Below are 14,674 nucleotides of genomic sequence, written 5' to 3'. Positions count from 1 at the left end.
AGAATGTCCAGCCTTTTGAGTGGCTAGTCGTCGGACGACTTGCCACTCGAACGTGTACCTCCTGCTGACGCTCCCGCCTTGACGGCTCCCGCTCCCGAGCCGCCATTGGCCGAAGTCTTACCCCCCGTCGGCGCCTCGAAGGACTCCAACGCCTCGAGTACGTCCTGGACTCGCGAGATCTCGGCCTGGATGTCCTCACGCCTGCGCACCAGCACGTCGAGTTCCCGCCGGCCCTCGGCGATCGTGCGCTCGGCCTCGCGATCGGCCTCGGCCTTCACGCGCTCGGCCTCGCGGATCAGTTCGGCCTTCTTGGTCTCGGCCTCCTTCAGGAGCGCCTCCGCCTTCTTCACGGCGGCGATCCTGACCTTGCCGGCCTCGGAATCGGCGTCCGACACCAGCGCCTCGGCCTTGGCCTCCGCCTCGGCCCGCTGCTGCTCGGCGGCCTTGACCAGCTTGTCGACACGCTCGCCGGCCGTCTTCAGCTGCTCCGCCGTCTCCCGGCGGGCCCGCTCGTGCAGCTCCTCGATCTCGCTCTCGACCCGGGCCCGCAGCTCCTCGCCGCGTTCCCTTATCGCCGTCGCGTCCCGGCGCGCGCCGATCAGCAGCTCATCGGCGTCCGTACGCGCCTTCTCCACCCGGGCGTTGCCCTCGACGGTGGCCTCGGCGACGATCCGCTCGGCCTCCTTGCGGGCGGCGCCGACCATCGTGTCGGCCTGCTCCTCCGCCTCGGTGGCCGCGCGCAGCGCCTCCTCCTGCGCCTTGGCCATCAATTGGTCGACCTGCTGGGCCGCGTCCGCGCGGCGCTTCGCCGCCTCCGTGCGCGCCTCGTCCAGCAGCCGGTCCACCTCGGCGCGCGCCTCGTTGCGCAGCTGCTCGGCAGCGGCCTGCGTCTCGGCGCGGTGCCGCTCCGCCTCCGCCCGCATCCGCTCGGCGGCCTGCTGCGCGGAACCCACCGTCTCGGCGGCCTCCGCCCGCATCCGCTCCGCGTCGGCGGCCGACTCGGCCGCGATCCGCTCGGCCTCGCTCGTCGCCTCGGCGATCAGCTGGTCGGCCTGCGCCGCGGCGTCGGCACGCCGCTTGTCCGCGGCCTTCCGCGCCTCGTCGAGCACCTGCTCCCGGTCGGCGCGCACGGCCGCGCGCATCTGCTCGACCTCGGCCTCGCCGTCCACCTTGATCTGCTCGGCCTCGGTGAGCAGCCGTGTCGCGTCCGCCTCCGCGGCGGCCAGCACCCCGGCGGCCTCCGTGCGCAGCCGCTCGCTCTCGCTGGTCGCCTCGCCGACCAGCAGGTCCGCCTGCGCCGCCGCCTCGGAACGGATCCGGTTGGCGTCCTCGCGCGCCTCCGCCCGCGCCCGCGACGCGTCCTGCTCGGCGGATGCCAGCGAGTCCGACGCCTCCGTACGCATCCGCTGCGCGTACTCCGAGGACTCCGCCCGCAGCCGCTCCGCCTCCGCGATCGCCTCGGCGACGGTCCGCTCGGACAGCGCCTGCGCCGCCTCCGTCTCCTCCTGGGCCCGCTGCCGCAGCCTGGCCGCGTCCTCGGAGGCCCGCTCCCGCTCCGCGTACGCGTCGGCGCGGACCCGGTCCGCCTCCTCCTGCGCCTCGCTGCGGGTGCGCTCCGCCGCGTGCTCGGCGGCGCTGCGCAGTCCGGCGATCTCCTGCTCGGCCTGCTCCTGCAGCCCGCTGACGGAGTCCCGGACCTGCTGGGCGGTCTGCTCGGCGGCCGAGACCATCTCGGTGGCCCGCCGGTCGGCCTCCTCCACGAGCCGCTGCGCCTCGGCCTGGGCCTCCTCGACCCGCTTGCGGGCCGACGCCAGCAGCTCCTCGCTCTGCTCGCGGGCGTGTTCGCGCTCCTGGCCCGCCTCGGCGCGCGCGGACTCGAGGGTCTCCTCGGCCGCCCGCCGCCGGCGGGCCGCCTCCTCCTGTGCGGCGGCGAGCGCCTCGGCGGCCTCCGCACCGACCCGCTCGGCGGCCGCCGCGGCCTCCGCCCGTACCCGGTCGGCGGTGTCCTGCGCCTCGGTGCGCAGCCGCTCCGCCTCGGCCGCCGCGTCGCTGGTGAGCCGTACGGCGACGGACTCGGCCTCCGCACGGGCCGCCGACGCGTCGGCCGCGGCCTCGTCGCGCAGCCGCTCCGCCTCCTGCTCGGCCTGCGCCTGGAGCGTACGCAGCCGCTCCGCGGCCTCGGCCCGCAGCCGCTCTGTCTCCTCCGCCGCCTCGCGGCGGATCCGCTCGCCCTCCGCGCGGGCCTCGGTCAGGTTCTCCTCGGCGCTCGCGAGCCGGGCCTCGGCCTCGCTGTGCAGCCGCGTCAGCTCCTCGGCCGCCTCCGCCTGCCGGGCCGCGACGCCGCGCTCGGTCTCCTCGCGCAGCCGGTCCGCGGCGGCCTCGGCCGCCGCGCGCATGCCGTCCGCCTGCTCCTCGGCCTCCGCACGCAGCCGGTCGGCCTCCGCGCGGGTGCGCTCCAGCGTCTCCTCGGCCTGCTTGCGCAGCGTGGTGGCGCGCTCGATCGCCTCGGTGCGCACCTTCTCGGAGTCGGCCGCCGCCTTCGTCCGCAGCTCGTCCGCGTCCGTACGCGCCTTGGTCAGCAGCTCCTCGGCGGTCTTCGCCGCCTCCTCGATCTGCTGGACGGCCTCGCGCCGCGCCTCGCCGCGGATCCGCTCGCCCTCGGCGACCGCCTCGGCCCGCAGCTGCTCGGCCTCGCCGCGCAGCCGGCGCGCCTCCTCCTGCAGCTCGACCGTCTTGGCGCGGTACTCCTTGGTGTCGTCCTTCGCCGCGCCCTTGAGCTGGTCGGCCTGCTCGGCCGCCTCGCCGCGCAGCCGGTCCGCCTCGGCCTCGGCCTCGCGCCGGATCCGCTCGGCCTCCTCGCTCGCCGCACGGGTGGTCGCCTTGGCGTCCTCGGACGCCTTGGTCAGCACCTCCTCCGCGGTGCGGGCAGCCTTCGCGAGCTGGGCGGCCGAATCCTCGGCCGCGGCCGTACGGGCCTTCTCGGTGGCGTCGGCGACCAGCTTCTCCGCCTCGGCGCGGGCGTCCGCGAGCGCCTGCTCGGCGTCCGCCTTCAGCGCCTCGGACTCCTTGGTCGCCTCGGCGACGAGACGGGCGATCTCCGCCTTGGCCGTGCGCGTGCGCTGCTCGTTGACCGACTCGGCCGACGAAAGCTGCTTGGCCGCGGACTCCTTGGCCTCGGTGACCAGCTTCTCGGCCTCGGCCCGCGCCTCGCGGAGCTTCTCCTCCGCTTCCTGCATCCGCGCCTCGGCGGCACGGCTGAGCTCGGTGGCCTGCTGGCGGGCCTGGTCGGACTCGGCCGTGGTCGACGACCGCAGCCGCTCGGCGTGGGAGGTCGCCTCCTGCGCCTGGTTGGAGGCGGCGGTCAGCAGCCGCTCGGCGTCCTTGCGGGCACGCAGCAGGATCGCCTCGGCCTCGGCGCGGGCCGCCTCGGCCTCGCTGCCGAGCCGGCGACGGGCCTCCTCGGCGATCCTGGCGGCCTCGGCGCGTGCCGCGGCGAGGGACTGCTCGGCCTCGGCGCGGGACTGGTCCAGCAGACGCTGCGCCTGCGACTCGGTGCGGGCGCGCAGCTGCTCGGCCCAGGCGACGTTCTCGTTGACGTGCGACTCGACGGTCTGGCGGCGCTCGGCCAGCTCCTGGTCGAGACGCTGCCTGCGCTGCACCGCCTCGGCGTGCAGCTCGGCCTGCAGGCGCGCCTGGTGCTCGGCGTGCTCCTGCAGGATGCGCTGGGTCTGGGCGCGCGCCTCGCGCAGCTCCCGCTCGGCGTCCGAGCGCAGCTGGTCCGCCTGGATCTGGGCATTACGGAGCAATTGCTCGGCCTGGTAGCCGAGGTCGGCGCTGTCATACGCGGGGCGGGAGGCGATGGTCCGGCGCGCCTCATGGAGTTTGGCGCGCAACACCTCGACCTGGTAGCCGAGGTCCTCGGCATGCTGGACGGCCTTCTCCCGCTCGGTCTTCAGCCGGTCCATCTCGGCCTCGAACCGCGAGAGGTGGTCGTCGTCAGCTCGGTGGCTCTCCTGGCGTTCGTAGCCCCGCACTGCGCGGTCCCATCCGTCCCCTGGTCGCAACTGTCTCCACACGAGCACCGTTCGCCGGCGAACGGCCCCCCGGGGAATGGTGACAGATCAACGACGGAGACGCGGCACGGCCCCGACCCGGCCCCGGCCCGGAACGGCCCACTCTACCGGGCCGGGAATCGTGTCGGTCAGTGCTCCGTTGCCGAGGTGACGAGTTCGGTGAGAACGCCGTGGCAGTCCTTCGGGTGCAGGAAGGTGATGCGCGACCCCATGGAGCCGATACGCGGTTCGTCGTAGAGGACGCGTACGCCCTTGCCGCGGATGTCCGCGGCATCGCCGTCGACGTCCGCCGTCCCGAAGGCGATGTGGTGCACACCCTCGCCGTTCTTGGCCAGCCACTTGCCCACCGCGGAGTCCTCGCGGGTGGGCTCCAGGAGCTGGAGGTAGGAGGCGCCGCCGTCGGACGTCTCGTTGATCTTGAGCATGGCCTCCCGCACGCCCTGCTCTTCGTTGACCTCGGAGTGGAAGACCTCGAAGCCGTAGGTCGCACGGTAGAACTCGACAGTCTTGTCGAGGTCGAAACAGGCGATCCCGATGTGGTCGATTCGCGTCAGCATTGCTCCAGTGCAGCGCCCCGGCGGCCGGTTACGCAACGTGCGCGCGATCACACCGGCCGACCGGTGACCGGCGACGGTACCGCTCAGTACATTTGAGTAAACCCTCGTTCACTCCTCAGCTGCGGCTGAAAGGGGATCGTGCACATGTCTGGAACGACCGGTACCACTTCCGTGATCGTCGCGGGTGCCCGTACGCCCATGGGCCGTCTGCTCGGCTCGCTCAAGTCCTTCTCCGGCGCCGACCTCGGCGGCTTCGCCATCAAGGCCGCCCTCGACCGTGCGGGCATCGGCGGTGACCAGGTGCAGTACGTGATCATGGGGCAGGTGCTCCAGGCGGGCGCCGGCCAGATCCCCGCCCGTCAGGCCGCGGTCAAGGCCGGAATCCCGATGAACGTCCCGGCCCTGACCGTCAACAAGGTGTGTCTGTCCGGTCTGGACGCCATCGCGCTCGCCGACCAGCTGATCCGTGCCGGCGAGTTCGACGTGATCGTGGCCGGCGGCCAGGAGTCCATGACGAACGCGCCGCACCTGCTGCCCAAGTCCCGCGAGGGCTTCAAGTACGGCGCGATCGAGATGCTCGACGCCATGGCGTACGACGGCCTGACCGACGCCTTCGAGAACATCGCCATGGGCGAGTCGACGGAGAAGCACAACACCCGCCTCGGCATCCCGCGCGACGTGCAGGACGAGATCGCGGCGCTCTCCCACCAGCGGGCCGCCGCGGCGCAGAAGAACGGCCTCTTCGAGGCGGAGATCACGCCCGTCGAGATCCCGCAGCGCAAGGGTGACCCGATCCTGTTCTCCAAGGACGAGGGCATCCGCGCCGAGACCACCGCCGAGTCGCTGGGCAAGCTGCGCCCCGCGTTCGCGAAGGACGGCACGATCACCGCGGGCACCTCCTCGCAGATCTCGGACGGCGCCGCCGCCGTCGTCGTGATGAGCAAGGCCAAGGCCGAGGAGCTGGGCCTGGAGTGGATCGCCGAGATCGGCGCCCACGGCAACGTGGCCGGCCCCGACAACTCGCTGCAGTCGCAGCCGTCCAACGCCATCCGGCACGCCCTGAAGAAGGAGGGCCTGGAGGTCTCCGACCTCGACCTCATCGAGATCAACGAGGCCTTCGCCGCGGTTGCCCACCAGTCAATGAAGGACCTGGGCGTTTCGCCGGAAAAGGTGAACGTGAACGGCGGCGCGATCGCGCTCGGCCACCCCATCGGCATGTCCGGCGCGCGGGTGGTGCTCCACTTGGCGCTCGAGCTCAAGCGCCGCGGCGGCGGTGTCGGTGCGGCCGCGCTGTGCGGCGGCGGCGGTCAGGGCGACGCGCTGATCGTCCGCGTCCCGGCCAAGTAGGACAGTCGGTACCCGACGAGGATCGGAGCAGCACCATGGTGGACGTCCCCGAGCTGGTCGCCCAGGCGAGGGAGGGCCGGCCGCGGGCCGTGGCCCGGCTGATCTCACTCGTGGAGGGTGCGGCGCCGCAACTCCGTGAGGTCATGGCGGCGTTGGCGCCGCTGACCGGCGGGGCGTACGTCGTCGGGCTGACGGGCTCTCCGGGCGTCGGCAAGTCCACCTCCACCTCGGCGCTGGTCTCCGCCTACCGGCGGGCCGGGAAGCGGGTCGGCGTCCTGGCCGTCGACCCGTCGTCGCCGTTCTCGGGCGGGGCGCTGCTGGGCGACCGCGTCCGGATGTCGGACCACGCCTCCGATCCGGGCGTCTACATCCGCTCGATGGCCACCCGCGGCCATCTGGGCGGCCTGGCCTGGGCGGCGCCTCAGGCGATCCGTGTCCTGGACGCGGCCGGCTGCGACGTGGTCCTCGTCGAGACGGTGGGCGTCGGCCAGTCGGAGGTGGAGATCGCCTCCCAGGCCGACACCTCCGTGGTGCTGCTCGCGCCCGGCATGGGCGACGGCATCCAGGCGGCGAAGGCGGGAATCCTCGAGATCGGCGACGTGTACGTCGTCAACAAGGCGGACCGGGACGGCGCGGACGCGACGGCCCGGGAGCTGAACCACATGCTGGGCCTCGGCGAGGCCCGCGGCCCCGGTGACTGGCGGCCGCCGATCGTCAAGACGGTCGCGTCGCGGGGCGAAGGCGTGGACGAGGTCGTCGAGGCGCTGGAGAAGCACCGGGCGTGGATGGAGGAGCACGGCGTCCTCGCGGAGCGCCGCGCGCGCCGGGCGGCGACGGAGGTCGAGACGATCGCGGTCACGGCCCTGCGCGAACGCATCGGCGACCTCCACGGCGACCGCCGCCTGGGCGCGCTGGCGGCGCGCATCGTGGCGGGCGAGCTGGACCCGTACCGGGCGGCGGACGAACTGGTGGCGGGCCTGACGCAGTCGTAGCCGGGGGCGGGCCTCCCGCCCCGCCCCTTCCCGAACCGGGCTCCGCCCGGGCCCGTACCGCGCTTCGCGCGGTGTCCTCGATCGCCGGACGGGCTGACAAAGTCAGCCCCGCCGGCGATTGAGGCGCGGGTCGGGGGCGGAGCCCCCGGTTACGGGAACGGGCGGGGTGAAGCCTCGCGTCAGTCGTCCGCGCCGTCGTCGTCTGCCGCAGCCTTCTCCCGCGACACGTCGCCAGTCCTGGCGTCGACCATCACCTCGGCCTCGTCGTCCGAGCCCTTGCCCTCGTGGAGTTCGACCTCCCAGTGGTCGCCCCCGTCGTCGTCGAAGTCGACCGACGTCACCGTCGCGCCCGGGTGGGACCTCAGCGCGGCCTCCAGCGCCTCGCGGGCGTCCACCGACGCGGCGCGCAGCGCGGCACGGTCGTCGTCGCGGTCGTCGCGGTCGTCGTCGTTCCGGTCGTCGGCCCGCACCGCGCCAGTCCTCGCGTCGACCTTCAGCTCGTGCTCGCGGTCGTCGTCCCTGCCGACGACCTCCACCTCCCAGTGGCCCGCTCCGTCGTCGTCGAGGTCCACGGAGGCCACCGTCCCCGGTGTGTGCTTCAGAGCCGCCGCCACGGCCTCGGCGGCACCGAACCCGCCCGCGGGCCGCTCGGCGCGGTCGTCGTCCCGGTCGTCGTTGCGGTTTTGGACCGAGCGCGACGCCGGCGCGGACGCCGACGGGCTGTCGTCGGCCGACACCGCCACCGCCGTGTACGCGCCGCCGCCCACCAGCACGGCCGCCGCGACGGTCGCGATCACCAGGTTGCGCTTCATGAGGTTCCTCCCGAGTCGTGTTCGTCGCCGGTCGCGACAGGAACCAATCTCGCCGCGCGATGCTGAACCGGGCCTGAAGCCACCTGAAGAGATCTTCAGCCACGGTTTGCGACCCTGAGCGCATGAGGTTGTTGATCGTGGAGGACGAGAAGCGGCTCGCCCTGTCCCTCGCCGCCGGGCTGACGGCCGAGGGGTACGCCGTGGACGTCGTCCACGACGGCCTGGAGGGGCTGCACCGCGCCGCCGAGGGTGTGCACGACCTCGTGGTGCTCGACATCATGCTCCCCGGCATGAACGGCTACCGGGTCTGCGCCGCCCTGCGCGCCGCCGGTCACGACGTGCCCATCCTGATGCTCACCGCCAAGGACGGCGAGTACGACGAGGCCGAGGGGCTCGACACCGGCGCCGACGACTACCTGACCAAGCCCTTCTCGTACGTCGTTCTCGTCGCCCGCGTGAAGGCCCTGCTGCGCCGCCGCGGCCGGGCCGGCGGCTCGCCCGTGCTGGCCGTCGGCGACCTGCGCGTGGACACGGCCGCCCGACGGGTGTTCTGCGGGGAGGACGAAGCGGCCCTGACAGCCAAGGAGTTCGCGGTGCTGGAGCAGCTGGCGAGCCGCGCCGGAGAGGTCGTCGGCAAGCCCGACATCCTCGAACACGTCTGGGACTTCGCCTACGAGGGCGATCCCAACATCGTCGAGGTGTACATCAGCTCCCTGCGCCGCAAGCTCGGCGCCGCCCGCATCCAGACCGTGCGCGGCGCCGGCTACCGCCTGGTGGCGGCGTCATGAGGTCCGTACGGGCACGCGCCGCGCTCGGCGCCACCCTCGTCGTCGCCGTCGCGCTGATCGCCGCCGGGGCGGCCGTGCTGCTGGCGCTGCGCTCCAACCTCATCGACCGGACGGACCTGCAGGCCGAGGTCGTGGCCCGGGAGGTGGCCTCCCAGATCGCCCTCGACACGCCGCCGGACCGGCTGGAGCTGCCGGACGACGAGGAACGGCCCGTGCAGGTCGTCGAGGAGGGCGGGCGGGTGGCCGCCGTCAGCGAGGGCCTGGACGCCGTCTCCGGGACGTCGAGCACCGGTGTCGCGCCCCAGCCGTCGGCGCCGGCGTCGCCCGGCGGCGATGACGACGACGATGACGACGACGACCCGGCTCGTGGGGAGGTGGCGAACGGCGCCCCGCGGTTCACCTCGGGCACCGCCACCGTCGACGGCGATGCCGCCGACTACCGGTTCGCGGCCGTCGAGGTGACCTCCGGCCGGGAGCAGCGGACCTACACCGTGTACGCCGGGGCCCCGCTGGCGACAGAGCAGGAGGCCGTGGGCACCGTCCGCGACGCGCTGCTGGCCGGCCTGCCGCTGCTCCTCGCGGTCGTCGGCTCGGTGACCTGGCTGGTGACCCGCCGGGCCCTGAGGCCCGTGGAGGACATCAGGAGCGAGATGGCGGCCATCACCGCCTCCGAGGACCTCTCCCGCCGCGTCCCGGAGCCCGGCTCGCGGGACGAGGTGGCCCGCCTGGCACGCACGACCAACGAGACCCTGGCCGCGCTGGAGGCGTCGGTCGAACGGCAGCGCCGGTTCGTCGCCGACGCCTCGCACGAACTGCGCAGCCCCATCGCCTCGCTGCGCACCCAGCTCGAAGTGGGCGCGGCGCACCCCGAGTTGCTGGACGTGCCGGGAGCGGTGGAGGACACCGTACGGCTCCAGCAGCTCGCCGCGGATCTGTTGCTGCTGGCGCGCCTCGACGCGGGGGAGCGGCCGGGGGAGACGCGCCTCGACGCGGCGCGGCTGCTGCGCGAGGAGGTGGCGCAGAGGGCGGGCGACCGGGTATCGGTCTCCGTGAGCGCCGAGGAGGGGCTCGACGTGGCCGGATCGCGCGGTCAGCTGGTCCGGGTGCTGGGCAATCTGCTGGACAACGCGCAGCGCCACGCGGCCGCCTCGGTCACCGCGTCCGTACGGGGGGAACGCGGCCGGGTCGTGTTCGCGGTCGGTGACGACGGGGCGGGCGTGCCCGAGGACCAGCGGGAGCGGATCTTCGAGCGGTTCGTCCGCCTGGACGACGCCCGCAGCCGGGACGAGGGCGGTGCGGGGCTGGGCCTGGCCATCGCCCGGGACGTGGCGCAGCGCCACGGGGGAACGCTCACGGTGAGCCGTTCCCCGGCGGGAGGAGCGCTGTTCGAGCTGAGCCTGCCGCGTGCCGCCGAGCCGTCGTAGGGCGGGCGCGGGCCGGGGTGGCGGCCCCGGGGCACTCGGCTCGGTCGCTCAGAGCTTGCCGCGCCGTCCGCGCAGGTGCTCGGCGACCGGAGTCAGGGACTCCCGCAGGTCGGCGAGGGCCTCAGGCGTCAGCAGATCGATGAAGTGCTTGCGCACGGAGGCGACGTGGTGCGGCGCGACCTTCTGCATCGTCGCGATGCCCTCGTCGGTCAGGACCGCGTACAGACCGCGCCGGTCCGACTCGCAGTTCTCCCGCCGGACGAGGCCGGCGTTCTCCATGCGGGTGATCTGGTGCGAGAGGCGGCTCTTGGACTGCAGCGTGGCCGCGGCGAGGTCGCTCATGCGCATGCGCTGGTCCGCCGACTCGGAGAGGTTGACCAGGATCTCGTAGTCGTTGTTGGTCAGGCCGAACGGCTGGAGGTCCTTCTCGAGCTGGTGCATCAGAAGCTTGTTGACCTCCAGATGCGTGCGCCAGGTGCACTGCTCGTCATCGGTCAGCCAGCGAGTGGCCGTCTCGGTCTCCATATATGGATTCTACCTAAGAAGTTGAAAAGCGGACGAAGTTGGGGGGTGTGACGTCCGGCACCCGCCGCAACCCGAAGGCCGCACAAGGTGCGCAGACGTTCGACGTCACACTCCGCAGACTACCGCTCACAGGCCGAAGCGACGCTGGAGGTCACCGAGCTGGCCGGGAAGGCGCGGTGACGAACCGTGCTGACTCGCGCCGCCCATGGGCCCGCCGCTCCCCGGAACGCCCGGTTCCGGCGTCACGGCGCCCGTCGCCGGCTCCGGCATCAGCGCCTCGCTCGACTGCAGCAGCACCGTACCCGCCCCCACGAACTCGAACTGGTGCTCCTCGCCGGACGCCCCGCCGATGCCGGTCAGGGCCCGCAGCCCGCCCATCACGCCCTTCATGTACCCGTGGTCGTAGTGGTGGCACGGGGAGGGGCAGTCCGCCCAGCCCACCAGGGCCTGCGGATCCACCCTGATCGGCGGCTCCATGAACACCACCGGCCCGTTGGAGCCGGCCACGAACTTGCCCGTGCCGATCAGGGTCAGGAAGCCCGGCACGATCGACTGCTTGAGCGCCAGCGTCGGCTGGTAGGCGAGCAGGTTCCCCGACCGGATCGTGAGGTTCCCGTCCTCGAGGTCGTAGGAGTTGACGTCGAAGGCGCGGTCGGCGAGCAGCATCTTGCCGCTGCCCTCGGCGACCACCCAGTCGCCCGCGTGCAGCGGCGAGTGGAACGACGTACGCATCAGCCGGTCGAGCCGGCCGTGGCCGATTCCGTTGAACTCGATGCGCCCGTAGTAGGCGATCATCTTGCCCTTCTGCAGGAACCACTGGCTGCCCTTGAGTTCCACGCAGAAGGTGTGCGCGTTGACGTTGTCGTCGCTCGGCAGGGTCGTCGGGTCGAGAATGACGGGCGTGCTCACAGCTTCTCCTCCGACGCCTGGACATACACAGCACCACTGCCGCTGAGCTCCAGCTGGAACGCCTCGCCCGAGCCGCGCCCCACCATGTCGCGCCAGCCGAGCGCCGTGGAGAGCTTGTTGCGTACGTCGCCGTGGTGCGCGACGTACGCCTGGGGGTCGACATGGACAGCCCGGCCCGGGGTGATCGGCAGTTCGATCACTCCTCCGTGCGCCATCACGGCGACCGCGCCGTGGCCCTTGAGGGTCGTGGTGAACAGGCCCTGGCCGGTGACCTGCCCGCGCACCATGCCCATGACCCCGCCCTGCGAGCCCATGAACATCGTGCCCTGCTGCAGCGTCCCGTCGAAGGCGAGCAGCCGGTCGGCCTCCACGTAGAGCGTGTCGCCGGTCAACTGGATCACCTGGATGTGGTGGCCGCCGTGGCCGAACAGCACCGTGCCGCTGCCGTCGACGGTCATCAGCGGCGTCGCCTCGTTCGCCACGCGGCGGCCGATCATCGACGCCAGCCCGCCCTGGCCGCCCTGGATGTTCGGGGTGAAGGACACCTCGCCCTTGTAGGCGAGCATCGCGCCCCGCTGGCTGAACATCTTCTGGCCGGGAGCGATCGTCGCCTCGACCATCTTCGAGTTGATCTCGCGGAACGGCATGTCAGACGTCCCCTCCCACCGTGTTGCGCTCGCTGGGCTGGACGTAGACCAGCCCGTCGCCCTCGAAGCGGATCTGGAACGCCTCGCCGCCGCCCTCGCCCAGGAAGGTGCGGAACGTCACACCGGACTGGAAGTCCTGGCGCAGGTTCCCCTGGTGGGCGATGTAGGCGCCGGGGTCGACGGAGAGCGGGTAGGCGGGCGCCACCCGCAGGACGACGGCCGGGCCGTCCGACATGACGGCGACCTGGCCGCTGCCCTCGACGGTCGTCGTGAACAGGCCGTTGCCCTGCGAGGCGCCCCGCAGGCCGGTGAAGGTGGTGCCGGTGCGCAGTCCGCCGTCGGTGCACAGCAGGTTGCTCGACTCGACGTAGAGCTTGTCCCCGTGCAGGTGCACCAGGTTGATCTCACTGGCGCGGTCGGCGAAGTAGCAGGTGCCCTGCCCCTTCACCTCCATCATCTCCATCTGCTCGCCGGTGAGCCGGCGGGTCACCATCCCGCGGATGCCCTCACCGCCGCCGGACATCTTCTTGAACGCCATCTGGCCGTCGTACGCGACCATCGAGCCGTTCTTCGCTTTGACGGCGTCGCCGGTCATGTCGACGGCGAGCACTTTGCTGCCTTGGAGTCGGAACGTTGCCACGGGCTGACGTTAACCGGTGATCCGTGCTCCGGACAGCATTCTCGGGGAGGACTCGGACCCTGATAAAGGCTTGGCAAAGAGAGCTGCCACAATGGGGGCGGCGCTTGTGCATTCGTTCACAAGATCGCCCGCCCGTCATGCCCGCCCGACGTCGAAGGTGCCTTCCGTGGACATCAAGACCGCCTCCTCCCTCCACCGCCTCCGCCTGGTCTCCGCGCCGGAGGCCGTGTCGTTCCTGCTGCTGCTCGTCTGCTCGGTGCTCAAGCGGACGACGGAGTTCAACGCGGTCCCGGTCATGGGTGCGATCCACGGTGTGCTCTTCATCCTCTACGTCCTGTTCTGGCTGGACGCCTGGAACCGCACCAAGTGGAACCTGAAGACGGCGGCGCTCTACTTCGTGCTCTCCGTCCTGCCGTTCGGCGGCTTCTTCGCCGAGCGCAAGCTCAAGCGCGAGGCCGAGGCCGCCGTCATCGCCTCCCGCGCCCGCCGGGAAGGCACGGTCAAGGCATGATCGTCGCCTTCTCCGTCACGCCCCTGGGCGTCGGTGAGGACGTCGGCGAGTACGTCGCCGACGCCGTCCGCGTGGTGCGCGAGTCCGGACTGCCCAACCGTACGGACGCGATGTTCACCTCGATCGAAGGCGAGTGGGACGAGGTGATGGACGTGGTCAGGCGCGCCGTCGCCGCGGTCGAGGCCCGCGCTCCCCGCGTCTCGGTCGTCCTGAAGGCCGACATCCGTCCCGGCGTCACCGACGGCCTCACCTCCAAGGTCGACACCGTCGAGCGGCATCTGAGGGGCTGAACCCCGCTCGCCCTGCGAACCCCCGGCCGGTGCGGCCGGGGGGTCCTCGTGCTCGCTCGTCCTGGTACGGGAGCTGCGCCGGACGGGCCGGGAATCCGGCCGGACCGCCGCCGGAGCGGCAACCGCACCGGCAACTGGGACCGAAGGGCGAGACAGGGCTGACCACGATATGACCAGTCGGTAAGGTCTCTGCCGTGCCGAAGCCGCTCAGCCTCCCCTTCGACCCGATCGCCCGCGCCGACGAACTCTGGCAGCAGCGATGGGGCCCCGTGCCGTCGATGGCGGCGATCACCTCCATCATGCGCGCGCACCAGATCCTGCTCGCCGAGGTCGACGCCGTGGTCAAGCCGTACGGACTGACCTTCGCCCGTTACGAGGCGCTGGTGCTGCTGACCTTCTCCAAGGCCGGCGAGCTGCCCATGTCCAAGATCGGCGAGCGTCTGATGGTGCACCCGACGTCCGTGACGAACACCGTCGACCGCCTGGTGCGGTCCGGTCTGGTCGACAAGCGTCCCAACCCCAACGACGGACGCGGCACGCTCGCCTCCATCACCGACAAGGGCCGCGAGGTCGTCGAGGCGGCCACCCGCGAGCTGATGGCGATGGACTTCGGGCTCGGCGTGTACGACGACGAGGAGTGCGCCGAGATCTTCGCGATGCTGCGTCCGCTGCGGGTGGCGGCGCACGACTTCGAGGAGAAGTAGCCCCGGGCAACCCGGGCGAAGATCGCCCCTTGCGCCCCGTTACGCTCGATGCCATGAAAGCGAATGTGCTGACCCGCTACCGGGTGATGGCCTACATCACCGCCGTGTGGCTGCTCGTGTTCACCGGCGCCATCGTCCTGAAGTACGGGTTCCACACCGGCGACACCATGCTGATCTCGCAGATCCACGGTGTGCTGTTCATCATCTACGTGATCTTCGCCTTCGACCTCGGCTCCAAGGCGAAGTGGCCGTTCGGCAAGCTGCTGTGGGTGCTGGCCGCCGGCTGCATCCCGTTCGCCTCCTTCTTCGTCGAGCCGAAGGTGACCCGCGAGGCCCGCGCCCTGGTCACGGACGGCGCGACCCCGGTCGAGGCCGAGGCGTAATACCTGGTGACGGCCGCGAGCAGGGCTCGCGGCCGTCAGGCGTCGACATTTACTAGGACGTCCTAGTAAATT

The 14,674-nt window shown here is 72.1% G+C and carries 15 protein-coding genes; 8 read left to right on the top strand and 7 right to left on the bottom strand.

Annotated features, from left to right (window positions below; all coding sequences use genetic code 11):
- Nucleotides 1-23 precede the first annotated feature (23 nt).
- Together scy and mce are read right to left on the bottom strand one after the other, a co-directional pair.
- The gene (gene scy / locus QFZ82_RS13385; RefSeq protein WP_307713389.1) at nucleotides 24-4,034 is read right to left on the bottom strand and encodes a polarized growth protein Scy; all 4,011 of its coding nucleotides are present in this window, start codon (nucleotides 4,032-4,034) and stop codon (nucleotides 24-26) included.
- 167 nt (nucleotides 4,035-4,201) lie between these two features.
- Entirely contained in the window at nucleotides 4,202-4,630 is a 429-nt protein-coding gene (gene mce / locus QFZ82_RS13380) for a methylmalonyl-CoA epimerase (protein ID WP_177147620.1), read from the bottom strand.
- Between the two features lie 144 nt (nucleotides 4,631-4,774).
- Here mce and QFZ82_RS13375 point away from each other — a divergent pair, with 144 nt between their 5' ends.
- Nucleotides 4,775-5,977: an acetyl-CoA C-acetyltransferase gene (locus QFZ82_RS13375; RefSeq protein ID WP_307713388.1), complete on the top strand. Its 1,203-nt coding sequence runs from the start codon at nucleotides 4,775-4,777 to the stop codon at nucleotides 5,975-5,977.
- Nucleotides 5,978-6,012: 35 nt separating this feature from the next.
- A complete protein-coding gene (meaB, locus tag QFZ82_RS13370; protein ID WP_307713387.1) occupies nucleotides 6,013-6,969 on the top strand; it encodes a methylmalonyl Co-A mutase-associated GTPase MeaB in 957 nt (318 codons plus the stop codon).
- Nucleotides 6,970-7,148: 179 nt separating this feature from the next.
- Here meaB and QFZ82_RS13365 read toward each other — a convergent pair whose 3' ends face one another.
- A complete protein-coding gene (locus QFZ82_RS13365; RefSeq protein ID WP_307713386.1) occupies nucleotides 7,149-7,781 on the bottom strand; it encodes a PepSY domain-containing protein in 633 nt (210 codons plus the stop codon).
- A 122-nt stretch (nucleotides 7,782-7,903) separates the two neighbouring features.
- Between QFZ82_RS13365 and QFZ82_RS13360 the strand changes: the two genes are divergently transcribed.
- Nucleotides 7,904-8,569 (top strand): response regulator transcription factor, encoded by a 666-nt coding sequence (locus tag QFZ82_RS13360; RefSeq protein WP_307713385.1) that lies wholly within the window; start codon nucleotides 7,904-7,906, stop codon nucleotides 8,567-8,569.
- Nucleotides 8,566-9,993 (top strand): HAMP domain-containing sensor histidine kinase, encoded by a 1,428-nt coding sequence (locus QFZ82_RS13355; protein ID WP_307713384.1) that lies wholly within the window; start codon nucleotides 8,566-8,568, stop codon nucleotides 9,991-9,993. The genes QFZ82_RS13360 and QFZ82_RS13355 overlap by 4 nt, the downstream gene beginning before the upstream one ends.
- A gap of 48 nt (nucleotides 9,994-10,041) precedes the next feature.
- On the opposite strand, the gene QFZ82_RS13350 is transcribed toward QFZ82_RS13355, so the two are convergent.
- From QFZ82_RS13350 to QFZ82_RS13335, 4 genes are all read right to left on the bottom strand, one after another.
- Nucleotides 10,042-10,518 carry a MarR family winged helix-turn-helix transcriptional regulator gene (locus tag QFZ82_RS13350; protein WP_307713383.1) on the bottom strand — a complete coding sequence of 159 codons (477 nt, stop codon included), beginning with the start codon at nucleotides 10,516-10,518 and terminating at the stop codon, nucleotides 10,042-10,044.
- Between the two features lie 126 nt (nucleotides 10,519-10,644).
- Nucleotides 10,645-11,427, bottom strand: coding sequence for an AIM24 family protein (locus tag QFZ82_RS13345; protein WP_307713382.1), 783 nt, complete (start codon nucleotides 11,425-11,427; stop codon nucleotides 10,645-10,647).
- Nucleotides 11,424-12,074: an AIM24 family protein gene (locus tag QFZ82_RS13340; RefSeq protein WP_307713381.1), complete on the bottom strand. Its 651-nt coding sequence runs from the start codon at nucleotides 12,072-12,074 to the stop codon at nucleotides 11,424-11,426. The genes QFZ82_RS13345 and QFZ82_RS13340 overlap by 4 nt, the downstream gene beginning before the upstream one ends.
- Nucleotide 12,075: 1 nt before the next feature.
- Nucleotides 12,076-12,714 carry an AIM24 family protein gene (locus tag QFZ82_RS13335; RefSeq protein ID WP_307713380.1) on the bottom strand — a complete coding sequence of 213 codons (639 nt, stop codon included), beginning with the start codon at nucleotides 12,712-12,714 and terminating at the stop codon, nucleotides 12,076-12,078.
- A gap of 166 nt (nucleotides 12,715-12,880) precedes the next feature.
- On the opposite strand from QFZ82_RS13335, the gene QFZ82_RS13330 reads away from it, so the two are divergent.
- The 4 genes from QFZ82_RS13330 (at nucleotide 12,881) to QFZ82_RS13315 (ending at nucleotide 14,602) form a co-directional block, all read left to right on the top strand.
- Nucleotides 12,881-13,225 carry a DUF3817 domain-containing protein gene (locus QFZ82_RS13330; protein WP_307713379.1) on the top strand — a complete coding sequence of 115 codons (345 nt, stop codon included), beginning with the start codon at nucleotides 12,881-12,883 and terminating at the stop codon, nucleotides 13,223-13,225.
- A complete protein-coding gene (locus QFZ82_RS13325; RefSeq protein WP_307713378.1) occupies nucleotides 13,222-13,515 on the top strand; it encodes an MTH1187 family thiamine-binding protein in 294 nt (97 codons plus the stop codon). Before QFZ82_RS13330 ends, QFZ82_RS13325 begins: the two co-directional genes overlap by 4 nt.
- Nucleotides 13,516-13,709: 194 nt before the next feature.
- Complete coding sequence (locus tag QFZ82_RS13320; RefSeq protein ID WP_177147632.1) at nucleotides 13,710-14,219, top strand: MarR family winged helix-turn-helix transcriptional regulator; 510 nt, start codon at nucleotides 13,710-13,712, stop codon at nucleotides 14,217-14,219.
- Nucleotides 14,220-14,272: 53 nt separating this feature from the next.
- On the top strand, nucleotides 14,273-14,602 hold the full coding sequence (locus tag QFZ82_RS13315) for a DUF3817 domain-containing protein (RefSeq protein ID WP_307713377.1): 330 nt from the start codon (nucleotides 14,273-14,275) through the stop codon (nucleotides 14,600-14,602).
- The last annotated feature ends 72 nt before the right edge of the window (nucleotides 14,603-14,674 follow it).

It is taken from the genome of Streptomyces sp. V4I23, assembly GCF_030817975.1.
Taxonomy (GTDB): domain Bacteria; phylum Actinomycetota; class Actinomycetes; order Streptomycetales; family Streptomycetaceae; genus Streptomyces.
The sequence above is the reverse complement of the archived record's forward strand: the minus strand, read 5'-3'. Positions and strand labels throughout refer to the sequence as shown.